The sequence below is a fragment of the Streptomyces sp. NPDC107546 genome, from assembly GCF_055639175.1.
In genome coordinates, this window is the sequence record NZ_JBVKBA010000001.1 from 46,953 (window position 1) to 70,006 (window position 23,054).

The window sequence follows — 23,054 nt, forward strand, 5'->3', positions numbered from 1 at the left end:
CCGTGCGCCCGCCGCGGAGGGTCACACCCGCCGCAGTACCGCCACCACCTTGCCGAGGATCGTCGCCTCGTCGCCCGGGATCGGCTGGTACGCGGAGTTGTGCGGCAGCAGCCAGACGTGGCCGTCCTCGCGCTTGAAGCGCTTCACGGTGGCTTCGCCGTCGAGCATCGCGGCGACGATGTCACCGTTCTCCGCGACCGGCTGGCGGCGGACCGTGACCCAGTCGCCGTCACAGATCGCGGCCTCGATCATGGAGTCGCCGACGACCTTCAGGACGAAGAGCTCACCGTCACCGACGAGCTGCCTCGGGAGCGGGAAGACGTCCTCGACCGACTCCTCGGCGAGGATGGGGCCGCCGGCCGCGATCCGGCCGACCAGGGGGACGTACGACGCGGCGGGCTTGCCCGCGGTGTCGGTGGGCTGCACGGAGGACGCCTGGTCGGAGCCGCGCACCTCGTACGCGCGCGGACGGTGCGGGTCGCGGCGCAGGAAACCCTTGCGCTCCAGTGCCATCAGCTGGTGCGCGACCGAGGAGGTGCTGGAGAGGCCGACGGCCTGGCCGATCTCCCGCATCGACGGCGGGTAGCCGCGCCGCTGTACCGAGTCCCGGATGACCTCGATCACCCGGCGCTGCCGCTCGGTGAGCCCGGAGCTGTCCGCCCGGATGCCTGGAGGCCGGCCGGGCAGGGACCTCTTGGGCCCCTCGGGGTTCGTGGCTTCGTTCACGGCATGCACCGGCTCGGGTCGGCCCTGGGGGCGGTCCTGGGCAGTGATGGTGGCACTGTCTGCGGTGGTGGTCACGTCGTCGGCCCCTCTCGATGGTCTCCCGTGCAGCACAACGGTAGTTGCTTTCGAAAGGTTGCGCCAAACACACGTTCGAGTGAAAAACCGGGAATTGCCTGACGTGATCAGGACTCCAGGTGTATTGAGCGGACGCTGCTTCCGGCAGGCGGAAGTACCCGCTGCTGTACTGTTCACCACCGGGGCGAGGGCCTTGTGGGCCGCCACGGACGGCGCCCAGTCTGCCATCCGATGCGCCGCGGACCGTGGACCGGCCCCGCTTCTCCATGTGGCGTCCACCGTATCCGCGCATGGCCCGAACGGGTATGGCCGCGCGGCACATGCCGACACGCCCGTGGCGCGCGTGTCGTCGCCGAATGTATGAGCCAATCGCTACATGTAGTGGTTGGATTGCAGTAGTGACCCACAAGTTGTGGTCCCCCCGGTCTTCGCGGTCACCGAGATCGCCTATGCTTGGGGCTGCTTCGTGGGGCCAATGAGACCCATGAGGTCTATGCGTCGTGCTGAAAAGGAGGGATGGAGCCATGCACTGCCCCTTCTGCAGGCACCCCGACAGCCGCGTCGTCGACAGCCGTACGACCGATGACGGCACGTCCATCCGCAGGCGCCGCCAGTGCCCCGACTGCTCCCGTCGTTTCACGACCGTGGAGACCTGTTCGCTGATGGTGGTCAAGCGGTCCGGAGTCACCGAGCCCTTCAGTCGTACCAAGGTCATCAACGGCGTGCGCAAGGCATGTCAGGGGCGGCCTGTCACCGAGGACGCACTCGCCCAGCTCGGCCAGCGGGTCGAGGAGGCCGTGCGGGCCACCGGGAGCGCCGAGCTGACCACCCACGACGTGGGCCTGGCCATACTCGGCCCCTTGCAGGAGCTCGACCTCGTCGCCTACCTGCGGTTCGCGTCCGTTTACCGGGCGTTCGACTCGCTGGAGGACTTCGAGGCCGCCATCGCGGAACTCAGGCAGCAGCGGGAGCGCACCGCCGTGGACGAGGACGACCACGAGATCACCGACGCGGAGCGCCAGAGAACCGACCGCGGGTCCGGAGGGGCGGCCGACGCCCTCCTGCCCGCCACCGCCGCCGACTGACGGGCGGGCCGACCCGGTCGGGTCGGCCCCGTCGGCGGCGCACACAGACCCGTCACGCGCGCCCGCAGGACGCGCGTGACAAGCAGACACAACACCGTGCCATGGGAAGAAAAGGGCACTTCAGGGCGTTTTTGCCCGATACAGGGAGGCGGCATGACAGAGACGGCGAGCGGTCCGGCACGAGGTTCCCGAGCGAAGGGCGCCAAGGCGACCAAGGGGCTGCGTATCGAGCGCATCCACACGACCCCCGGCGTGCACCCGTACGACGAGGTCGAGTGGGCGCGCCGTGACGTCGTCATGACCAACTGGCGCGACGGCTCGGTCAACTTCGAGCAGCGTGGCGTCGAGTTCCCCGAGTTCTGGTCGGTGAACGCGGTCAACATCGTCACCAGCAAGTACTTCCGCGGTGCCGTCGGCACCCCCCAGCGCGAGACCAGCCTCAGGCAGCTGATCGACCGCATCGTGAAGACCTACCGGAAGGCCGGTGAGGACCACAAGTACTTCGCCTCGCCCGCCGACGCGGAGATCTTCGAGCACGAACTGGCGTACGCCCTCCTGCACCAGATCTTCAGCTTCAACAGCCCCGTCTGGTTCAACGTAGGCACGGCCCAGCCCCAGCAGGTCTCCGCCTGCTTCATCCTGTCCGTCGACGACTCCATGGAGTCGATCCTCGACTGGTACAAGGAAGAGGGCATGATCTTCAAGGGCGGCTCCGGCGCCGGCCTGAACCTCTCCCGCATCCGCTCCTCCAAGGAACTGCTCTCCTCCGGCGGCAACGCCTCCGGCCCGGTCTCCTTCATGCGCGGTGCCGACGCCTCCGCGGGGACGATCAAGTCGGGCGGTGCCACCCGCCGCGCCGCCAAGATGGTCATCCTGGACGTCGACCACCCGGACGTCGAGGACTTCATCGAGACCAAGGTGAAGGAGGAGGAGAAGATCCGCGCCCTGCGTGACGCGGGCTTCGACATGGACCTCGGCGGCGAGGACATCACCTCCGTCCAGTACCAGAACGCCAACAACTCGGTCCGCGTCAACGACACCTTCATGAAGGCCGTCGAGAACGGCGAGAAGTTCGGCCTGCGCGCCCGCATGACCGGTGAGGTCATCGAGGAGGTCGACGCCAAGACCCTCTTCCGCAAGATGGCCGAGGCCGCCTGGGCCTGCGCCGACCCGGGCATCCAGTACGACGACACGATCAACCACTGGCACACGTGCCCGGAGTCCGGCCGCATCAACGGCTCGAACCCGTGCAGCGAGTACATGCACCTGGACAACACGTCCTGCAACCTCGCCTCGCTGAACCTGATGAAGTTCCTGAAGGACGACGGCAAGGGCAACCAGTCCTTCGACGTCGAGCGCTTCTCGAAGGTCGTCGAGCTGGTCATCACCGCGATGGACATCTCGATCTGCTTCGCGGACTTCCCGACCCAGAAGATCGGCGAGAACACCCGCGCCTTCCGCCAGCTCGGCATCGGCTACGCCAACCTGGGCGCCCTGCTCATGGCAACCGGCCACGCCTACGACTCCGACGGCGGCCGAGCCCTCGCCGGTGCCATCACCTCCCTGATGACCGGCACCGCCTACCGCCGCTCCGCCGAACTCGCCGCGGTCGTCGGCCCGTACGACGGCTACGCCCGCAACGAGCAGGCGCACCTGCGCGTCATGAAGCAGCACTCCGACGCCAACGCCACCGCCGTCCGCATGGACGACCTGGACACCCCGGTGTGGGCCGCGGCCACCGAGGCCTGGCAGGACGTGCTGCGGATCGGCGAGAAGAACGGATTCCGCAACTCCCAGGCCTCCGTCCTCGCCCCGACCGGCACCATCGGTCTGGCCATGGGCTGCGACACCACCGGTGTCGAGCCCGACCTGGCGCTGGTCAAGTTCAAGAAGCTGGTCGGCGGCGGCTCGATGCAGATCGTCAACGGCACCGTGCCGCAGGCGCTGCGCCGCCTCGGCTACCAGGAGGAGCAGATCGAGGCGATCGTCGCCCACATCGCCGAGCACGGCAATGTGATCGACGCGCCGGGCCTCAAGCCGGAGCACTACGAGGTCTTCGACTGCGCCATGGGCGAGCGCGCCATCTCCCCGATGGGCCACGTCCGCATGATGGCCGCGATCCAGCCGTGGATCTCCGGCGCCATCTCCAAGACGGTCAACATGCCGGAGTCGGCGACCGTCGAGGAGGTCGAGGAGATCTACTTCGAGGCCTGGAAGATGGGCATCAAGGCGCTCGCGATCTACCGCGACAACTGCAAGGTCGGCCAGCCCCTCTCCGCCAAGAAGAAGGAGACCGCCGAGAAGCCGGCCCAGCAGCCCGCCGCGGAGCCGACGGTCGAGAAGGTCGTCGAGTACCGCCCGGTCCGCAAGCGCCTCCCGAAGGGCCGTCCCGGCATCACCACCTCCTTCACCGTCGGCGGCGCCGAGGGCTACATGACCGCCAACTCCTACCCGGACGACGGTCTCGGCGAGGTCTTCCTGAAGATGTCCAAGCAGGGCTCCACCCTCGCGGGCATGATGGACGCCTTCTCCATCGCCGTCTCGGTGGGCCTGCAGTACGGCGTGCCGCTGGAGACGTACGTCTCGAAGTTCACCAACATGCGCTTCGAGCCGGCCGGTATGACGGACGACCCTGACGTGCGGATGGCGCAGTCGATCGTCGACTACATCTTCCGCCGTCTGGCGCTGGACTTCCTTCCCTTCGAGACCCGCTCGGCGCTCGGCATCCACTCCGCCGAGGAGCGTCAGCGCCACCTGGAGACCGGCTCCTACGAGCCGATCGACGACGAGGAGGTCGACGTCGAGGGCCTGGCCCAGTCGGCCCCGCGCGCCCAGGAGCTGAAGGCGGTGGCCACGCCGAGGACGGAGTCCGCCGCGGCCAAGCCGGCCCCGAAGCAGGCGCACACCAGCGCCGAGCTGGTGGAGATGCAGCTGGGCATCCAGGCGGACGCCCCGCTGTGCTTCTCCTGCGGCACCAAGATGCAGCGGGCGGGCTCGTGCTACATCTGCGAGGGCTGCGGCTCGACGAGCGGCTGCAGCTGACCTGCACCCGAAGGGCGGCACGACCACCGGTCGTGCCGCCCTTCGGCGTGACGGGCCCTAGGAGAGCGGCCGGCCCATGACGCGGGCGAAGCCCTCCGGATCCGTGTCGAAGCCGTGGACGCCCGGGTGGAACGTCCACTCCCCGGAGGAGTCGCGCACGAACTCCGCCACCCTCGCCGCCGTGGCGCCGAGGACGCCCCCGAAGTCGTCCTGGGCGAGCACGGTGTAGTCCTCACGGACCCGCAGCGCCGGGTTCAGGACGTCGACGAACGTCCTGCGTCCGGCTCGCTGCTGGATGGCGACGCCGACCACCACGCGCGCGTACCGGCCGTCGAGCCGGTACAGCTCCACGGTCATGACCTCGTCCCAGCCGAAGCCCTTGCCGTCCAGGCTGTCGCGGTTGAGGTAGATCGTGCCGTCGGGGGAGCGGCTGTCGAAGTGCACCACATAGGCGGGGGCCCCATAGGGATCATCCGCCAAATAGGTCGCGGCCACGATGTCGAGGTCGGTGGGCGGTTGGTCGGAGGGACTCGGGTCCCACTTCACCGCCAGTTCGACCTTGCGGATGCCCTTGTTGAGACCGGTCATCTCCCATTCCCTCCCCGTTGTCAACTGCCCTTGCGGGAACTCCCGTTCCATGAGGGCCAGTTGTCCATTGTGCCTCGCGCGCGGGGCGCTCGCTCGGGTGCACTGCGCGGGAGCGTGACCAACGCCACGCAAGCTGGCCTTACGATGGCGCGGTGCTGGTCAAGTGGATTCGCTGCACCGTGGTCGACCGCCGCGGTTTCGAACGGGGGCAGCGAAAGTGGGCGGGGCTTCTGGGGGAGCCGGGCTTCCGGGGACAGGGCGGGGGTTTCAGCCGGGTCAGGCCCGGCGTGGCGCACATCTTCGCGTTCTGGGAGAGCCGCGCCTTCTACGACTCCTTCATGGCGCGCTCGCACGACCGGCTGGCCGCCGCGCAGGCGGGCACGTTCAAGGATCAGCAGGTCCGGCTCTTCGACCACCGCTTCGATGTGAAGACGGGCTTCGAGCCGCGCTTCACCGACGCCGACCTGGTGCGTGTCGCGCACTGCCGGGTCCACGAGGAGCGCGCCGAGCACTTCGCGCTGATGCAGGAGAAGGTCTGGAACCCGGCCATGGCGGGCTCCCCCGGCATGATCCGCGGCCTCTTCGGCGAGGCGCCGGGCCATGAGTTCGTGATCCTTTCCATGTGGCAGTCGGCGGCGGAGCACGGCAAGTACCGGGAGGAGCGCGTGGAGCGGCTCGCGCTGCGGGCACAGACGGAGGCGGACATCGCGGCGCTCACCGGGGACATCGTGGAGCTGGAGCCGACGTGGACGGTCTGACGACCACCGTTCCGAAACCGGACGGACCTCTGGGTGTGGCTCCGGTGTGACCTGTGCCTTATGGAGGCCCTCCACTGCCCGTTCGCCCGTCACTCGATCTAGGGTTTTGGCATGGCACGACCACGGCGCATCGTCCTTGTCCGACACGGCGAGTCGGTGGGGAACGCCGATGACTCCGTGTACGAGCGTGAGCCCGACCACGCTCTGCCGCTCACCGAGAGGGGTTGGCGACAGGCGGAGGAGACGGGCAAGCGGCTGCGGGAGGTCTTCGGCAGGGAACGCGTCAGCGTGTACGTCTCCCCCTACCGCCGTACCCATGAGACGCTCCGCGCCTTCCACCTCGACCCCGATCTCGTGCGTGTGCGCGAGGAGCCCCGGCTGCGCGAGCAGGACTGGGGGAACTGGCAGGACCGCGAGGACGTACGGCTGCAGAAGGCGTACCGCGACGCCTACGGGCACTTCTTCTACCGCTTCGCGCAGGGCGAGTCCGGCGCCGACGTGTACGACCGGGTGGGCGGCTTCCTGGAGAGCCTGTTCCGCAGCTTCGAGGAGCCCGACCACCCGCCGAACGTGCTCCTGGTGACCCACGGGCTCGCCATGCGGCTCTTCTGCATGCGCTGGTTCCACTGGACGGTCGCGGAATTCGAGTCGCTGTCCAACCCCGGGAACGGCGAGACGCGCATGCTCCTGCTGCAGGAGAACGGCAAGTACAGGCTCGACCGGCCCTTCGACCGCTGGCGCGACCCGGATCCGTACTGGGTCACCGGTTAGAGTGGCAGGGCGATGACCTCTGACTTCTCTCCGCTCGGGCGCCTGGAACGCGCGCTCGCCTGTCTGCGCGGACTCGCGGTGGGGGACGCGCTGGGCTCACGGTTCTTCGTGCCCGCGAACTATCCGCTCCTCCAGCGCCGCGAGCTGCCGCCGGGCGTGTGGCAGTGGACGGACGACACCGAGATGGCCTGTTCGGTGGTGACCGTGCTGGCCACGCACCAGCGCATCGACCAGGACGAGCTGGCCCGCTCCTTCGCCGAGCACCACGACTTCGACCGCGGCTACGGGCCGGCGGTGGGCCGCCTGCTGAGGCTCGTCCGGGAGGGCGGCGACTGGCGCGAGCTGGCGGCGGCGCTCTTCAAGGGGCAGGGATCGTGGGGCAACGGCGCGGCGATGCGGATCGCGCCGCTGGGCGCCTGGTACGCCGACGACCCGGAACAGGCGACCCACCAGGCGGAGATCTCGGCGTACACGACACACCAGCACCGCGAGGCCGTGGCCGGTGCCATGGCCGTGGCCGCGGCGGCCGCCCTCGCCGCGGATCCGGCGGGGCCGCCGAGCGCCGAGGCCCTGCTCGACGGGGTGATCGCGCTGGTACCGAGGAGCGCCGTCGCGGCGGGGCTGCGGCGGGCGCGGGACATGCTGGACTACGGCGACGCGACGACGGTCGCGGCCGTGCTCGGTTGCGGGCGGCGTACGACGGCGCACGACACGGTGCCGTTCGCGCTGTGGTCGGCCGCGCGCGCCCTCGGTGACTACCCGAGGGCGTTCTGGACCACCGCCCAGGTGGGCGGGGACATGGACACGACGTGCGCGATCGTCGGCGGTGTGGTGGCCTCCGGGAAGGCGGGGGCGCCGCCGGGGGAGTGGCTGCAGCGAACGGAACGGCTGCCGGAGTGGGCGCCGTCGCTTTCGTAGCCGACGGGGACCGCTGAGCGGAACCCCGTCAGTGGGGTCGGCCGGCTGCCCGCCGACAGCAGCATCTTGCTCCCTCGCCGCCGCCCCGGTCGCTTCCGGCCGGCGTTGTCCTCCGGTCGCTCAGCGGAGGACGACGCCGGTGGGGGCATCATTCAGCCTGCGGCGGGGCCTGCCGTACCCGCCAGGGCCTCCAGGTCGCTCTTGCGTACCCGGATGACCACCGCGGCCGTGAGCAGAGCCAGGATCGCCATCGCGGCGGCCGGCACGAAGGCCGTCGAGATGCCGTGGGCGAGCACCTCGTTCCCCCACGGAGCCGGCAACCGGTGCGTCTTGGCGAACTCCGCCTTCTGCTCCGCCGTACCGTTCGCCAGGAACTTCGGCAGTTGCCTGCCCGCCTCGTCCCTGCTCGCCGTCCCGAACACCGTGGTCAGGATCGACAGACCGAGCGAACCGCCCACCTGCTGGGTGACGTTGAGCAGACCGGAGGCCGCCCCCGCCTCATGCTGGGCGACACCCGAGACCGCGGTGAGCGTCAGCGTCACGAAGTTCAGGCCCATCCCGAAGCCGAACACCAGCATGGGACCGAGCACACCGCCCGCGTACGAGCTGTCGGGCGTGATCAACGTCTGCCAGCCGAGCCCGATCGTCACGAGCGTCGCGCCCACCACCATGAACGGCTTGGGGCCGAGCACCGGCAGGAACCGCTGCGACAGGCCGGCGCCGATCACGATCGCCACCGTCACCGGCAGGAAGGCCACGCCCGCCGAGATCGGCGTGTACCCCAGCACGTTCTGCACGAAGAGCACGATGTAGAAGAACATGCCGAACATCGCCGCGGCCAGGCTCAGCATGATCACGTACGTGCCCGACCGGTTGCGGTCGGCGAACATCCGCAGCGGCGTGATCGGCTCCCTGGCCCGCCTCTCGATGAGGGCGAACGCCAGCAGCAGCACCACGGCCGCAGCGAAGGACCCGATCGTGACGCTGTCCCGCCAGCCGTCCTCGGAGGCGCGGATGAAGCCGTACACCAGCGACGCCATGCCCGCCGTCGAGGCGAGGGCGCCCGCGATGTCGAAGCGGCCCGGATGGCGTTCGGACTCGCCTATGTACATGGGTGTGAGCACGGCGATCAGCACGCCGATGGGCACGTTGACGAAGAGGACCCACCGCCAGTCGAGCCACTCCGTGAGCATGCCGCCGGTCAGCAGGCCGATCGCACCGCCACCGGCCGAGACGGCGGCGAAGACTCCGAACGCCCGGTTGCGCTCCGGGCCTTCGGCGAACGTGGTGGTGATCAGCGCCAGTGAGGTGGGCGACGCGATCGCGCCACCCACGCCCTGCAGGGCGCGCGCGGCCAGCAACTGCCAGGGCTCCTGGGCGAGTCCGCCGAGCAGCGAGGCGAAGGTGAACAGCAGGATGCCCGTCATGAACACCCGGCGCCGGCCGAGGATGTCACCGGCCCGCCCGCCGAGAAGCAGCAGGCCACCGAAGGTGAGCGTGTAGGCGCTGACGACCCACGTCAGGTCGGTCGTGCTGAACTTCAGCGCGTCCTGAATGTGCGGGAGCGCGATGTTCACAATCGTCGCGTCGAGTACCACCATGAGTTGGCAGGCCGCGATGACGGTGAGCGCGATGCCGGGACGCCCCTCCCGGCGGGCGGCTTTCGGCTTCTGGTCCTCGATCAAAGGAGAGGTTGTCACGATGGGTCCCCCACGAATGCGTTAGTGAACGATCGCGTTCACTTTCCCTGCCACACGGTAGTGAGTCCCCGTCAGTGAACGCAAGCGTTCACTGACTTCGTTGCCGTGCTGCGCAGCCCAACTGCTCGCCTATCCTCGGAATCCCCGCTTCCGCTGCTCAACGGAGAACACAGATGGGTACTTCGTCCTGGACGGCCGCCTCTTCCCGGCCGGCCTCGCTCCGCCGGCGTGGTGCCGTGCTCGAACGCGCGATCCTCGACGCCGCGCTCGAGCAGCTGAGCACGGTCGGCTGGAAGGGCCTGACGATGGAGGGCGTCGCCGCCGGTGCGCAGACCGGCAAGGCGGCGGTCTACCGTCGCTGGCCGTCCAAGGAGGACCTCGTCGCGGACGCGCTCCAGGCCGGACTGCCGCGTTTCGACGAGGCGCCCGACCTCGGGACCCTGCGGGAGGACCTGCTGGCCCTGTGCCGGCAGGCGCGCGACGCCATGTACTCGCGCCCTGGATTCGCCCTTCGCTCTGTCATTCACGAATGCGACACTCTGGAGGCCGAACGCTTCCAGGGTGTGATCTACGAGGGCGTCATCGAGCCGAGCGTCAGGTTGCTGCGTCAGGTCATCACGCATGGAATCGAGCGAGGAGAAGTGCGACCCGATGCCGCGAACGGATATGTCTTCGACGTCATGCCAGCGATGATGATGTACCGCACAAAAATTAGCGCGTGCGAATGGAGCGATCAAGAGATCCAAGAGATGATCGACCGGCTGATGATCCCGCTGTTGCGTCCGGCAGGGGACTGATCCGGCTCCCGGGGCGTCGCGACGGCCCGGCCGGGGCGGCGCTTTCGCCGTCCTTCCGGGCGGCCGCCGACGCGTGGCCCGTCGCCCGGGGAAACCGGGGTGTCGCACGGCGATCCCGGCGGCGTACGCTAAGGGCGCCATGCCGTACGAACCACCTACTCACACCGTCGAGCGCTCCCTGCGCGCAACGACCGGAGCGAAGGTCATCGCCGGTGTCGACGAGGTGGGGCGCGGTGCGTGGGCCGGTCCCGTCACCGTCTGCGCGGCGGTCACGGGTCTGCGCCGACCGCCCGAGGGCCTCACCGACTCCAAGCTGCTGACCGTCAAGCGGCGCACCCGACTCGCCGAGCTGCTGCAGACGTGGGTCACGGCCTACGCCCTCGGTCACGCCTCCCCCGAGGAGATCGACGACCTCGGGATGACGGCGGCCCTGCGGCTCGCCGCGGTACGTGCCCTGGAGGCGCTGCCCGTCCGCCCCGACGCTGTCATCCTCGACGGGAAGTACGACTACCTGGGCGCGCCCTGGAAGGTCCGTACGGTGATCAAGGGCGACCGGTCGTGCGTGGCGGTCGCGGCGGCCTCGGTGATAGCCAAGGTTCACCGCGACAAAATGATGGCCGAACTGGGTATCGACCATGCAGACTTCGGTTTTGCGGCCAACGCCGGTTATCCGTCACCGGTGCACAAGGCCGCACTGGAGGAACGGGGCCCCACCCCGTACCACCGCTTGTCGTGGGCGTATCTTGATGCGCTGCCCCAGTGGCGGCACCTCAAGAAGGTCCGCAGCTGGGCGGACGGAAGCGTTCCGGAAATCGAGGGCCAGCTCGGCTTCGACTTCTGACCGGTTCCGGTCGCACTGACGTGCCACCCGCCGACGCCGGTCGCTTCGGCGTTTGATAAAAATCAGCTCATGCCTCTCATTCCCGAGGAGCCTCAGATTCACGAGAGTGCCCAGGGTCCCCGCGCCACTTCGGCCGGCGGCCGTACCGCGCCGACCCCCCGTCCCGTACCGGGCCCCCGCCCCGCGGCCCCTGCCCGCCCCGGACGTCCGGGGCCCATCCGGCCGATGCCTGCTCAGCGCACCCCGCGCGAGCCGGTCAAGCCCGGACCGTCCGCTTCCGCCTCCACTCCGCAGATCCAGCTGATCCCGGCCTCGGTCGAGGGTGCGCTGGATGCCGCCGAGGAAGCCGTCGACCTGCTGCTGGAGTCCGGTCGCGCCCCTGGCGACGTGCTGGTGATCACCACCGGCGAGCCGCACCCGTGGGCCGCGCACGAACTGTCCTTCGGTGAGGCCGCCTACTGGGCGCAGCACGACGCCGGTGACGACGTCTTCTACGCCGACGCCTCGGTGGCCTCCCGCGCCGCCACCCGACCGGTGGTCGTGGTCGCCGTCAACGGCGGTGCCGACGCCACTGTGGCCGCCACGCTTCCGCTGGCGCTCAGCCGGTCCGGTGCCCTGCTGATCGTCTGCGGTGACCCGAAGCAGATCGACTCGGTGCTGGGCGCGGGCGTCTGAGCGGCCCGGCCCGGTCGGCTCGCGTCCCGCCTTTCGCGCGCGGACCGAGTCGGGTAGCCGGTTCGGGCTTCGGCCGCCGCGGCCGAAGCGTGCAGCGCCGACGGCACCGGAACGGCGCTGTCTTTCGCCATGCCCTTCTGCGGTCGGGTTGCCGGTGTGGGGGTCAGGGACACACATCGGTTGTGGTCGACGCATGTCGCTAGACAGCGACGCACGTCGGTAGGAAGCGACGCACGTCGGTGGCAATGACGCACGTCTGTAGGCAACTGACGACAGTGACGCACGTCGGTGGGCAAAGACGAACGTCGGTGGGCATCGACGCACGTCGGTGGCCAATGACGATGTCGGTGGAAAGCGCCGCCGTACCGGCCGGCGGTGCCGCTGTACAGACGGCCGGTCGTCGGGTCACTGGTGTGGGCGACTTCCGTGCTCTTCCGGTGTGCGGCCCGTTCGCGGGCGGTGTGCCGCGATCGGCCGCCGCCTCCAGGCGAGGACTCACGGGCTGGTGGTGCGGTGGCATCCCGCCGTGGTACGTCGCCGCTCCCGGCGGTGCTGCGACGGTGCCGTGCCGCTCAGCGGGCGGCGGCCCGGCGCAGCAGGTCCGAGGAAGCGCCCCCGGTGCGAGGCTGGTGCAGCGGCATGCCCGCCGGATCGAACTCCTCGGGCGTCGACTCCGCGTTGGGGCGGCGGCCCCCGCGATCCTCACCGAGAACCTGCCAGCCATCGCGCGTCAGTGTGATGTACGCACCACAGCGCAGCCCGTGCAACGTGCACGCGTCGCGCAGGCCCCACATCCACGCGCCGTCCTCCTCCGTCCACCGTGTGTCGCCCTCACGGCAGTAGAGCAGCACCGCCGTCCGCACCGGCGTCCGGCGCCGCAGGTCGTGGGGGATGACCCGGCGCAACTGGGCCAGCAGCGCGTTACGGAACACCCACCCGTCCGCCGGGGCGGGACGCCGGGTGAACGACGCGCTCGCGCACAGTCGTTCCTCCGGATCCAGGACGGCCACCACGGCCGTGGAGAGGCGTGGCCGGTGCCGGGCGTGCAGCCCGCTGACGACGTCGCGGGGGTTGCGCAGCAGGGGAATCTCGGCGGCCGCCCACTCCGCCGGCTCGAGCAGTCGGGCCACGGGATGGGCGGAAGCGGCGGACGGGTCGGCGGAATCTGCCAGGGATGCCGCCGAGGGCGGAGTGAATCCGAAGGTCACGATCCTCCCTTCGGCTGACGCGCCCACAGTGCGGGCGGGGTGGGACTGAGGGGGCGCACACCGCGGCAGAGCCCTGCCGGATCACGGACGAGCCGTGCGGGGAGCGGACCTCAATTCTTCCCGTCGAACTGGGTTGCGGCAACGAGCAATTGGGGCCGCCGACCGGTTTTTGGTGATGTGTGGCCTATATCCCCTCTACTTCATCCCCTCTACTTCTCTGCCCAGTGTGTTCCCAGCGAAGGGGCGGGTCACTCCTGCACGCGAGGACCAGCGGCAACACCCTCTCCGCCCCGGCGAGCGCCTTTCAGTGCGTCGTCCGTGGACCGTTCGCGAGTCGCTGGTCACGCTGGGTGAAGTGGCCGATTGTCAGTGCCATCGGGTTGCATGGGGACATGGACGAACTCGAGCTCCGCGCTGAAGCCGACGCCATCCTCGCCGAGCTCGTCGGCGACCCGGGGGGCTCGGCTCGGTTGCGGGAGGACCAGTGGCAGGCGGTGGCGGCTCTGGTGCGGGAGCGCAGGCGTGCCCTGGTGGTGCAGCGCACTGGCTGGGGCAAGTCGGCGGTGTACTTCGTCGCCACCGCGCTGCTGCGCCGGCGCGGCTCCGGCCCGACGGTGATCGTCTCGCCGCTGCTGGCGCTGATGCGCAACCAGGTGGAGTCGGCGGCGCGGGCCGGTATCCGGGCGCGCACCATCAACTCGGCCAACCTGGAGGAGTGGGACACCATTCACGAGGAGATCGAGCGCGGCGAGACCGACGTTCTCCTCGTGAGCCCGGAGCGTCTCAATTCTGTGGATTTCCGCGATCAGGTCCTCCCCAAGCTCGCCGCCACGACCGGTCTGCTGGTGGTCGACGAGGCGCACTGCATCTCCGACTGGGGGCATGACTTCCGGCCGGACTACCGCCGCTTGCGGGCGATGCTCGCTGACCTTGCCCCCGGCGTGCCGGTGCTGGCCACCACGGCGACCGCGAACGCGCGGGTCACCGCGGACGTGGCCGAGCAGTTGGGCACCGGCACTGGTGAGGCCCTGGTGCTGCGCGGCCCGCTCGAGAGGGAGAGCCTGAGGCTGGGTGTGGTCGAGCTGCCGGACGCCGCGCACCGCCTGGCCTGGCTGGCCGAGCATCTGGACGAGCTGCCGGGCTCCGGCATCATCTACACGCTGACGGTGGCCGCGGCCGAGGAGGCGACCGCCTTCCTGCGGCAGCGCGGCTTCCGGGTGGCCTCCTACACGGGGCGCACGGAGAACGCCGACCGGCTGCAGGCCGAGGCCGACCTGCTGGAGAACCGGGTCAAGGCGCTGGTGGCGACGTCGGCGCTGGGCATGGGCTTCGACAAGCCGGACCTGGGCTTCGTGGTGCACCTCGGCTCGCCGTCCTCGCCCATCGCCTACTACCAGCAGGTGGGGCGTGCGGGGCGCGGTGTGGCCCACGCCGATGTGCTGCTGCTGCCGGGCAAGGAGGACGAGGCCATCTGGCGCTACTTCGCCGATACCGCCTTCCCGCCCGAGGCGCAGGTCCGACAGACCCTCTCCGCCCTCGCCGGTGCGGGGCGGCCGCTGTCCGTGCCGGTCCTGGAGGCGTCGGTGGATCTACGGCGCAGCCGGCTGGAGACGATGCTGAAGGTGCTCGACGTGGACGGGGCGGTCAAGCGGGTGAAGGGCGGCTGGGTCTCCACCGGCGAGCAGTGGGTCTACGACTCCGAGCGGTACGCCCGGGTGGCGCGGCAGCGGGCTGCCGAGCAGCAGGCCATGCGCGATTACGTGAGCACGTCCCAGTGCCGGATGGAGTTCCTGCGCCGGCAGCTGGACGACGAGGGGGCGGCCCCGTGCGGGCGCTGCGACAACTGCGCAGGGCCCTGGGCCGATTCCGCTGTTTCGGCCGAGACGTTGACAGGGGCGGCCAAGGAATTGGACCGCCCCGGGGTGGAGGTCGAGCCGCGCCGCATGTGGCCGACGGGGATGCCCGCACTGGGCATCGACCTCAAGGGGCGCATCCCGGCCACCGAGCAGTGCTCCACCGGACGTGCCCTGGGGCGGCTCTCGGACATCGGCTGGGGCAACCGTCTGCGCCCTCTGCTGGCGGAGAACGCGCCCGACGGGCCGGTCCCCGACGACGTCCTGCGGGCGGCCGTGGCGGTCCTCGCCGACTGGGCGCGCTCTCCGGGCGGCTGGGCGCCGGATGCCCCGGACGCCTCTGCCCGGCCGGTGGGAGTCGTCGCCGTGCCGTCCCGGAGCCGCCCGCAACTGGTGGGTTCCCTCGCCCAGGGCATCGCGGACATCGGCCGCCTCCCCTTCCTGGGCGCCCTGACCTACACCGGGCCGAGTGGCGCGCACGCGGCACGCCGCAGCAACTCGGCCCAGCGGCTCAGGGCGCTGTTCGGCGCCTTGACCGTCCCTGAGGAGCTTGCCGCTGCCCTGGTCGGCTCTCCCGGACCCGTCCTGCTCGTGGACGACTACACGGACTCCGGCTGGACCCTCGCAGTCGCTGCCCGCCTCCTGCGCCGGGCAGGCAGCGAACAGGTCCTTCCATTGGTCCTCGCTGTCGCAGGCTGAGCTTCCCCCGGCCCGCGTCCGCTTCCCGGCTGCGACCGGTTGCAGCACGCTCAGCTTCCGGCGGCGTCTGCTTCAACGTGCCTGACGAAGAGTGAACCGAAGCGCACCGCGCGCGCCTGCTTCGTGCCGGCGGCGCGTCGAAGCGCACCACGGTACTTCGGGCACCACGGTACTTCGGTACGGACGCGATGCGTCCGCGCGTTGCCCGAGCCCGGCTCCCTGCCGACTGCTCCTGCACACGACTTGCCGACGCCTTGACGATTCGTTCCGCGTACGTTCAGCCAGCCGTCTGCGTCTGGGTTGTGTGTCGTCCCTAGGGTCCCTTCGGACTCGAAAGAAGGGACCCATGGGCAGACTCCTCGCAGTCCGGGCTCGCGGCATCACCAAGTGTTTCGGTGACGTCGTCGCACTCGACGGCATCGACCTGGATGTGACACAGGGTCAGATCCACGGCCTCGTCGGACCGAACGGCGCCGGCAAGACGACATTGCTCGGCCTCCTGCTGGGCCTGGCCGTCGCCGACAGCGGCCGCCTCGAGATCCTGGGTACGGCGGTCGGGCGGGCGTTCGCCGCTCCCGACGGTGTTGCCGGCTTCGTGGACGGGCCCGGTCTCTACCCCTCGCTCACGGCCCGGCAGAACCTCGCCGCACTGGCCGCACTCCGCGGCCACGACGCCCGGACGACCGCGATCGACGACGTACTCGACCAGGTCGGACTCACCGATGTCGCCGACGACCGGGCCCGCGGCTTCTCCCTCGGCATGCGCCAGCGGCTCGGGCTCGCCGCCGCCCTGCTCACCAAGCCCCGGCTGCTGGTGCTCGACGAACCTTCCAACGGCCTGGACCCGGCGGGCAAGAGACACGTACACCGTGTCCTCACCCACCTCGCGGCGGACGGAACCAGCGTCGTGCTCTCGAGCCACCGCATGGACGACCTGGAGGCACTGTGCTCCGAGGTCACCATCATCGCCACCGGACGGGTCGTCTTCTCCGGCCCGCTGGGCAAGCTGGCCGCCGAGAACCGTGAACTCGACTACCGGTTGCGGACCTCCGACCCGCGGGCCGCCCGCCGACTGGCTGCCGACACCGCCGGGATACGGGTCGTCGACGACGCCGGGGCACCGCACGACGAGGAGCTGCTCGTGGTGCGCGCGCTGGTGCCCGCCCTCGACGAACTGGTGGTGGGGCTCGTGCACGCGGGCGTCGCGGTGCGCGAGCTCGCCCCCTTGGTGTCGCCGCTCGAAGCGGCGTTCCTCGCCCTCACCGAGCAGCAGGAGGCCGCCCGATGACCGCGACCGTCGTCGATGACAACGTCGTCGTCGCCCGTGCTCCCCGCGTCTCGGTGGCGCGCGGCTACCGCTTCGAGCTCGTCAAGCTGGTCTCGCAGTGGCGGGTCCGCTTGCTGGTCCTCGCCTGCTGGACCGTGCCGGCGCTCTTCGTCGCCGGGGTGAGCCGGCAGAGCACGCTCCCCGCCGACACCCTCTTCGGTCGCTGGATGCACGCCACCGGGTGGGCCGGGCCGCTGGTGATGCTCGGCTTCGCGGGCACCTGGGCGCTGCCGCTGCTGACCTCGGTGGTCGCCGGCGACGTGTTCGCCTCCGAGGACCGGCTCGGCACCTGGCGCCACCTGCTCGTGGCCGTCCGGTCGCCCAGGCGGATCTTCGCGGCGAAGGCACTGGCCAGCCTCACCGTCATCCTGCTGCTCGTGGCCGGGCTGGCCTGTTCCAGCACGGTCGGCGGGATCGTGGCGGTCGGCAACCAGCCGCTGGTCGGCCTCGACGGCCACCTGCTCGCGCCGGGGGACGCCGCGGGCAAGGTCCTGCTCGCCTGGGTCTGCGCCCTCGCCCCGACCCTGGCCCTCGCCGCGATCGGACTGCTCGGGTCGGTCGCCCTGGGCCGGTCGCCGATGGGGCTGCTGTTGCCCCCGGTCGTCGCGCTCGCGATGCAGGTCGCCCAGATGCTGCCGCTGCCCGTCGCCGTGCGCCTCGCCCTGCCCGGCTACGCCTTCATCTCCTGGAACGGTCTGTTCACCAGCCCGGCGCAGGTCGGTCCACTCCTGATCGGCATCGTGGTCAGCCTGTTGTGGGCGGTGCTCGCGACAGGGCTGGCGTACTTGCTCTTCCTGCGGCGCGACTTCACCAACCCGGCCTACGACGGTTCCGGGCGCCGCGCGGTCACCACCGGGCTCCTGCCGCTGGTCGGACTGACCGCCCTCACCGTCGCGGCGGTCGCCGTGGGGACCCCGTCGACGGGCTCCGGGATCGAGCAGGACAAGGTCCAGCGGTCGGTGGCCACGGCGTTCGCCCACCTCTACCGCATGCAGACCGAGCAGCTCCACCGCCCAGCCGTCACCGAGGCGCAGTTGAAGGCCACGGCGGCGTGCAACAAGGGCGACGGCCAGGTCGCCCCGCAAGGGGCGGGCAACGACTGGCGTTGCGTCGTCACCTGGCATCTCCCCGGCGTCGCGGCCGCAGGGACGGCCATCTACCAACTTGACGTCGCCTCAGACGGGCGGTTCGTGGCCGACGGCGACGGACCGAAGGAAGTGAACGGCTACTTCCTGGTCCGTACCCCCACCGGGGACGCCCCGAACCCCCTATGGCAGTTCGACGGCAACGTCGAGCTGCTCGACACCTCCTCGAAGGGATAGTTCCATGCAGGTAACACGACAGCGTCGAATCATCGAGAAGGAGCAGATCAGCCTTTTCGGTAGACGTGTCGGCCGCCGGACTGTGCTGGTGACGTCGGGCATCGCTGTCGCCCTCGCCGTCACGGGCACGGCTGTTGCCCAGACGCACCAGTTCGGCACCCAGCAGGTCGGCCAGGTCACCGCCAACGGCCAGGTCGTATCCGCCGACCAGTACATCGCCCCGTACGGCAGCCGCACCGTCATCAACGACGGCAAGATCATGTCGTCGTCGGTCAGCCCGGACGGCAGCCACCTCGCGGCCGCGATCGCCGACGGTGACGCGGCGCTGGTCATCATGGACCTCAAGACCGGGCAGGTGAAGCAGAAGGTCGGCAGCAACAAGGCGGACGACCTGCGCATCAGCAGCGGCTCCGTCGGCCAGGAGGGCCCGACGTACTCGCCCGACGGCTCGCAGCTGTGGCTGGGCCAGAGCGACGGCTACACCAAGTTCACCGTGAACGCGGACGGCACCCTCTCCAACCCGACGACCATCTCCATACCGGCCGACGGCTCCAAGCACGCGCTGGTGGGCGCGGCGGTGTTCTCGGCCGACGGCTCGACCGTGTACTCCGCGGTGAACGGCCAGAACCGGGTGGTCGCCATCGACGCGGCGACCGGGACCATCAAGCAGAGCTGGGCCGTGGGCAACGCCCCCCGTGGCATCGCCCTGGTCGGCAACAAGCTCTACGTCAGCAACGAGGGCGGCCGTCCGGCCAAGGCCGGCGACACCACGATGAACTCCTACGGCACGCAGGTGCCGGCCAACCCGAACACCGGTGCCTCCACCACCGGCACGGTCAGCGTCATCAACCTGGCGAACCCGTCCGCCGCCGTCGGGAGCATCGACGTCGGTCTGCACCCGACCGCGGTGTACGCCAAGAAGGGGGCGGTGTTCGTCACCAACACCACCGACAACAACGTGTCGGTCATCAACACCGCCAACGACAAGGTCGTGCAGACCATCGCCACCCAGCCGTGGCCGGAGGCGTCGGTCGGCTACGAGCCCAACGCGGTGACGCTCACCGACGACGGTCACCTGCTGGTGACGCTCGGCCGCGCCAACGCGGTCGCTGTCTACCGCTACACCGCCCCGCAGCAGCCGGCCGGTTTCGTCGGACTCCTCCCGACCGACTACTTCCCCTCGGAGATCACCACGGTCGGCAAGAAGGTCGTCGTCTCCAACACCCGTGGCATCGACGCCCGCCGCCCCACGACCAACGTCGGGCACGGCACCCACGACACGACGTCGAGCCTGACGCAGTTCACGTTGCCGGACGACAGCGTCATCAGGTCCGAGACGGCCAAGGTCTTCAAGCAGAACGGCTGGACCGCCGGCTCGGTCAAGCTCGCCAAGGGCAAGAGCAACGCGCAGCCGGTGCCGGTCCCGACGCGGCTCGGCGCCCCCTCGACGATCAAGCACGTCTTCCTGCTCGTCAAGGAGAACCGGACCTACGACCAGGTCTTCGGTGACATCGCGAAGGGCAACGGCGACTCGTCGCTCACGCAGTTCGGCGAGAACGTGACACCGAACCAGCACGCTCTTGCCCAGCAGTTCGGGCTGTACGACAACTTCTACGACGTCGGCACGAACTCCGCCGAGGGCCACAACTGGCTGATGCAGTCCGACAACCCGGAGTACACCGAGTCCTCGGCCGGTGAGTACACGCGCAGCTACGACACCGAGGACGACGTTCTCGGCCACCAGAAGTCCGGGTTCATCTGGACCGGTGCGCAGGCGGCCGGCAAGTCCGTCAAGGACTACGGCGAGTTCCAGTCGATCGAGAGCAAGCCGGCCGGCGCGACCTGGCAGAACCTGTACTGCGACGCCAAGAACATGGAGGCGACCGGGCAGAAGACCGCCTACCCCATTCAGACGGGTTCGGCGATCCCGTCGCTCAACAAGGTGTCGGTGCCCGGCTTCCCGCTGTTCGACCTCAACGTCCCGGACGTCTACAAGGAACAGATCTGGAAGCAGGACTTCGAGAAGAACGGTCCGGCGAACCTGAACATGTTCTGGTTCTCCAACGACCACACCGGTGGTCCGGCGAGCCCGGCCGCCGAGGTCGCGGACAACGACCTCGCGGTCGGCAAGATGGTCGACGAGATCACGCACAGCAAGTACTGGAAGGACTCGGCGATATTCGTCGTCGAGGACGACTCGCAGGCCGGCCTCGACCACGTCGACGGCCACCGTGCCCCGGTCCAGGTCATCAGCCCCTATGCCCAGCACGGCAGGGTCGACAACCACTACTACTCGCAGATCACGATGATCCGCACCATCGAGCAGATCCTCGGGATCCACCCGATGAACCAGATGGACAGCGCGGCCACCCCGATGTTCGGAGCCTTCACACCGAAGCCGGACTACACGCCGTTCAAGGCGCAGCCCAACCGGACCTCGCTGACCCTCGGCCTGAGCACCCAGCCCTCCTGTGGCTCGGACACCCCGGCGCCGCAGGACGCCAAGGCGGCGCCCGCGCAGACGTCCGTGACGGTTCCGGCGGCCGAGCAGAAGGTCGCGGCGCAGTGGAAGGCCTGGGAGTCGCACCAGCGGCTGACCGGTACGAAGGCGGTGCCCGACTTCGCGAACCCCGAGCAGATGAACCGTCTCACGTGGTACGAGACGCACAACTGGTCCAAGCCGTACCCCGGTGACAGCAAGATCTACGCGCCGAACGAGGTGCCGGGCGCCTACATCCCGTCGTCGGAGTCCGACGGCTGACGTAGCTGTTCGCATCGAGGGGCCCCGGGTCGGCGTCACCGCCGACCCGGGGCCCGCGCCTTCCCTCGGACCCTGCGCGTCGGCAGCGGCATGGGGGCCGCCCTCGGCCGTGGCGGGGGCGCTCGGGCCGGTGGCGGCCGCGGTCCGCGGGTCGTGTGCCGCGATGTGCGGGGCTGCGTCCGTCGTCGGGCGCAGGTGTTCGTCGGTCATGGCGTCCAGGCAACCCGATCGGTCGGACATCGTGCGAGCGAGTCCCGGCTGCCTGTGGACAACTCCTGGCGTGCCCATGGTCATGGTTGTCCACAGGCCAAGCGGAGTTCCAAGATCCGCGAGATGGTCGCGGCATGACGAACCACGACGAAGCGGCCGGCCCCTCCGGCATCGGAGACATGCACGGATCCGCACACCACAGCGGCGAGCCCACCGCCTACGCAGGACACGGCCGCTCGACGGGAGGCCCGGGCGAAACACAGGTCACGCTGCGCACCCCGGCCGAGCTGGCAGACGCCCTGCCGTACCTGCTCGGGTACCGCCCGGAGGACAGCATCGTGCTGGTGGCACTGCACGACCGGGACGGGCGGGGGAGGTTCGGCGGGCGCGCACGGCTCGGCATCCCCACCCAGCCCGGCGACTGGCCGTCCGCGGCACAGCAGTTGGCGCGCGGCCTGGTGACCGGCAGCGAGCGCAGAGGTGCCCGGCCGGAAAGCATGGTCGCCTACCTGGTCCAGGAACCGTCGAGCGGGGAGACCGGACGCGATGTGATGGAGCGCCTCCGGCCGCTGGCCCAGTCGCTGCGCACGGCGTGCGGCAGCCTCGACGCGCCCGTGGTGGAGGCCCTTTGCCTCTCCGACGGCCGCTTCTGGTCGTACGTGTGCCCAAGCCCCGGCTGCTGTCCTTCCGAGGGGCAGCCGCTGGGCATGCCCGGCACCTCCGTCCTGGCCGCCGCCGCGACCTACGCGGGCCTTCAGGTACGCGGCACGCTCAAGGAGTTCCGGGCGAGGCTCAGTCCCTGGGAGACGTCGGCCGCGCTCGATCAGGAAGCCGCGCTGGACGCCGCGAGCATGGCGCTCGTCCGGAGAATCCTGGACGACGACACCCGCGACGGGGCCGCCGCCGAGACACTCGCCCTCGCCGAGCGGGTCATGGCCCGGCTCGCGGAGGCCCCGCCGGTGTCCGCAGCCCCGGCGGCGGACCGGCGCGACGACGAGCTGCTCGGGCACGACGAGGCCGCGGCCCTGATCGTCGGCCTCCAGGACCGCATGACCCGCGACCGCGCGGCGGAGTGGATGGAGGGCGCGGAGGCCGCCGTGGCGCTGCGGCTGTGGCGCGCCCTGGCCCGTCGCTGTGTCGGCGCGTACGGCGAGCACGCCGCGGCGCCGCTGACGCTCGCCGGATGGGTGGCCTGGTCGACCGGCGACGAACTGGAGGCCCGTGAAGCCCTGGCCATGGCACTGGGCGCGGACCCGGACTACCTCTTCGCCCGCCTCCTGCACCAGGCCTGCAACGAGGGCCTCGACCCGGAGACCGTCCGCCGCTGCCTGCGTGCGGAACGGACCGGCCGCGAAGGGGAGCAGGGGGCGCCGCCCGCCATGATGCCGGATGACACGACCGAGCTCCCGGCCGGTGCCGTGCCCCCGGCCGCGACCGGGGCGCCCACCCCGCAGCAGCCCACCCGTGCCCCTGCCACTCCCCGGCCAAGGCGCAGGGTCCGCCCGGCGAGCGGCGGCAGCCGGCCGACCCGTGGTCCCGCCGAGGGGGTCAGGGCCCGTCGGCGGCGTCCCGCCGACATCCCGCCCGGTGGCGAGGGACAGCGGGCGGCGGAGGAGGCGACCAGCCGGTCCGGTTCCCGTCGCCGTCCCGGCCGGTGTACGGAGGAGGGCGGCACATGAGCACGTCCTGCCTCGCGGT

At 70.3% G+C, this 23,054-nt stretch carries 17 protein-coding genes; 13 read left to right on the forward strand and 4 right to left on the reverse strand.

The annotated features are described in order from the left end of the window. Positions 1 to 21 precede the first annotated feature (21 nt). Entirely contained in the window at positions 22 to 801 is a 780-nt protein-coding gene (gene lexA / locus ACZ7L1_RS00205; protein ID WP_471432932.1) for a transcriptional repressor LexA, read from the reverse strand. Positions 802 to 1,325: 524 nt separating this feature from the next. Between lexA and nrdR the strand changes: the two genes are divergently transcribed. Beyond that, complete coding sequence (gene nrdR, locus ACZ7L1_RS00210; protein ID WP_471432933.1) at positions 1,326 to 1,886, forward strand: transcriptional regulator NrdR; 561 nt, start codon at positions 1,326 to 1,328, stop codon at positions 1,884 to 1,886. A gap of 153 nt (positions 1,887 to 2,039) precedes the next feature. Then, entirely contained in the window at positions 2,040 to 4,928 is a 2,889-nt protein-coding gene (locus tag ACZ7L1_RS00215) for a vitamin B12-dependent ribonucleotide reductase (protein ID WP_471432934.1), read from the forward strand. A gap of 57 nt (positions 4,929 to 4,985) precedes the next feature. On the opposite strand, the gene ACZ7L1_RS00220 is transcribed toward ACZ7L1_RS00215, so the two are convergent. Further along, positions 4,986 to 5,516: a TerD family protein gene (locus tag ACZ7L1_RS00220; RefSeq protein WP_471432935.1), complete on the reverse strand. Its 531-nt coding sequence runs from the start codon at positions 5,514 to 5,516 to the stop codon at positions 4,986 to 4,988. A gap of 152 nt (positions 5,517 to 5,668) precedes the next feature. Between ACZ7L1_RS00220 and ACZ7L1_RS00225 the strand changes: the two genes are divergently transcribed. The 3 genes from ACZ7L1_RS00225 (at position 5,669) to ACZ7L1_RS00235 (ending at position 7,963) form a co-directional block, all read left to right on the forward strand. Further along, on the forward strand, positions 5,669 to 6,274 hold the full coding sequence (locus ACZ7L1_RS00225; protein ID WP_471432936.1) for a YdbC family protein: 606 nt from the start codon (positions 5,669 to 5,671) through the stop codon (positions 6,272 to 6,274). A 111-nt stretch (positions 6,275 to 6,385) separates the two neighbouring features. After that, positions 6,386 to 7,045 (forward strand): histidine phosphatase family protein, encoded by a 660-nt coding sequence (locus ACZ7L1_RS00230; RefSeq protein ID WP_384610427.1) that lies wholly within the window; start codon positions 6,386 to 6,388, stop codon positions 7,043 to 7,045. A gap of 12 nt (positions 7,046 to 7,057) precedes the next feature. Further along, positions 7,058 to 7,963 (forward strand): ADP-ribosylglycohydrolase family protein, encoded by a 906-nt coding sequence (locus tag ACZ7L1_RS00235; RefSeq protein WP_471432937.1) that lies wholly within the window; start codon positions 7,058 to 7,060, stop codon positions 7,961 to 7,963. A 152-nt stretch (positions 7,964 to 8,115) separates the two neighbouring features. On the opposite strand, the gene ACZ7L1_RS00240 is transcribed toward ACZ7L1_RS00235, so the two are convergent. Beyond that, complete coding sequence (locus tag ACZ7L1_RS00240; protein WP_471432938.1) at positions 8,116 to 9,663, reverse strand: MFS transporter; 1,548 nt, start codon at positions 9,661 to 9,663, stop codon at positions 8,116 to 8,118. Positions 9,664 to 9,836: 173 nt separating this feature from the next. Between ACZ7L1_RS00240 and ACZ7L1_RS00245 the strand changes: the two genes are divergently transcribed. The 3 genes from ACZ7L1_RS00245 (at position 9,837) to ACZ7L1_RS00255 (ending at position 11,976) form a co-directional block, all read left to right on the forward strand. Beyond that, a complete protein-coding gene (locus ACZ7L1_RS00245) occupies positions 9,837 to 10,460 on the forward strand; it encodes a TetR/AcrR family transcriptional regulator (RefSeq protein ID WP_471432939.1) in 624 nt (207 codons plus the stop codon). A 139-nt stretch (positions 10,461 to 10,599) separates the two neighbouring features. Further along, on the forward strand, positions 10,600 to 11,301 hold the full coding sequence (locus ACZ7L1_RS00250) for a ribonuclease HII (protein ID WP_471432940.1): 702 nt from the start codon (positions 10,600 to 10,602) through the stop codon (positions 11,299 to 11,301). A gap of 69 nt (positions 11,302 to 11,370) precedes the next feature. Beyond that, positions 11,371 to 11,976, forward strand: a complete 606-nt coding sequence (locus ACZ7L1_RS00255; RefSeq protein ID WP_471432941.1) for a hypothetical protein — start codon at positions 11,371 to 11,373, stop codon at positions 11,974 to 11,976. Positions 11,977 to 12,548: 572 nt separating this feature from the next. Here the strand turns inward: ACZ7L1_RS00255 and ACZ7L1_RS00260 are convergent. Further along, on the reverse strand, positions 12,549 to 13,184 hold the full coding sequence (locus tag ACZ7L1_RS00260) for a hypothetical protein (protein WP_471432942.1): 636 nt from the start codon (positions 13,182 to 13,184) through the stop codon (positions 12,549 to 12,551). A gap of 392 nt (positions 13,185 to 13,576) precedes the next feature. Between ACZ7L1_RS00260 and ACZ7L1_RS00265 the strand changes: the two genes are divergently transcribed. The 5 genes from ACZ7L1_RS00265 to ACZ7L1_RS00285 all read left to right on the forward strand — a co-directional run bounded on the left by ACZ7L1_RS00265 (position 13,577) and on the right by ACZ7L1_RS00285 (position 23,035). Continuing rightward, positions 13,577 to 15,736 carry a RecQ family ATP-dependent DNA helicase gene (locus tag ACZ7L1_RS00265; protein WP_471432943.1) on the forward strand — a complete coding sequence of 720 codons (2,160 nt, stop codon included), beginning with the start codon at positions 13,577 to 13,579 and terminating at the stop codon, positions 15,734 to 15,736. A 346-nt stretch (positions 15,737 to 16,082) separates the two neighbouring features. Continuing rightward, positions 16,083 to 17,024, forward strand: a complete 942-nt coding sequence (locus ACZ7L1_RS00270) for an ABC transporter ATP-binding protein (RefSeq protein WP_471432944.1) — start codon at positions 16,083 to 16,085, stop codon at positions 17,022 to 17,024. After that, a complete protein-coding gene (locus ACZ7L1_RS00275) occupies positions 17,021 to 18,385 on the forward strand; it encodes an ABC transporter permease (RefSeq protein WP_471432945.1) in 1,365 nt (454 codons plus the stop codon). The genes ACZ7L1_RS00270 and ACZ7L1_RS00275 overlap by 4 nt, the downstream gene beginning before the upstream one ends. A 4-nt stretch (positions 18,386 to 18,389) precedes the next feature. Then, on the forward strand, positions 18,390 to 21,146 hold the full coding sequence (locus tag ACZ7L1_RS00280; RefSeq protein WP_471432946.1) for a bifunctional YncE family protein/alkaline phosphatase family protein: 2,757 nt from the start codon (positions 18,390 to 18,392) through the stop codon (positions 21,144 to 21,146). Between the two features lie 344 nt (positions 21,147 to 21,490). Next, the gene (locus tag ACZ7L1_RS00285; RefSeq protein ID WP_471432947.1) at positions 21,491 to 23,035 is read left to right on the forward strand and encodes a DUF4192 domain-containing protein; all 1,545 of its coding nucleotides are present in this window, start codon (positions 21,491 to 21,493) and stop codon (positions 23,033 to 23,035) included. Positions 23,036 to 23,054 lie beyond the last annotated feature (19 nt).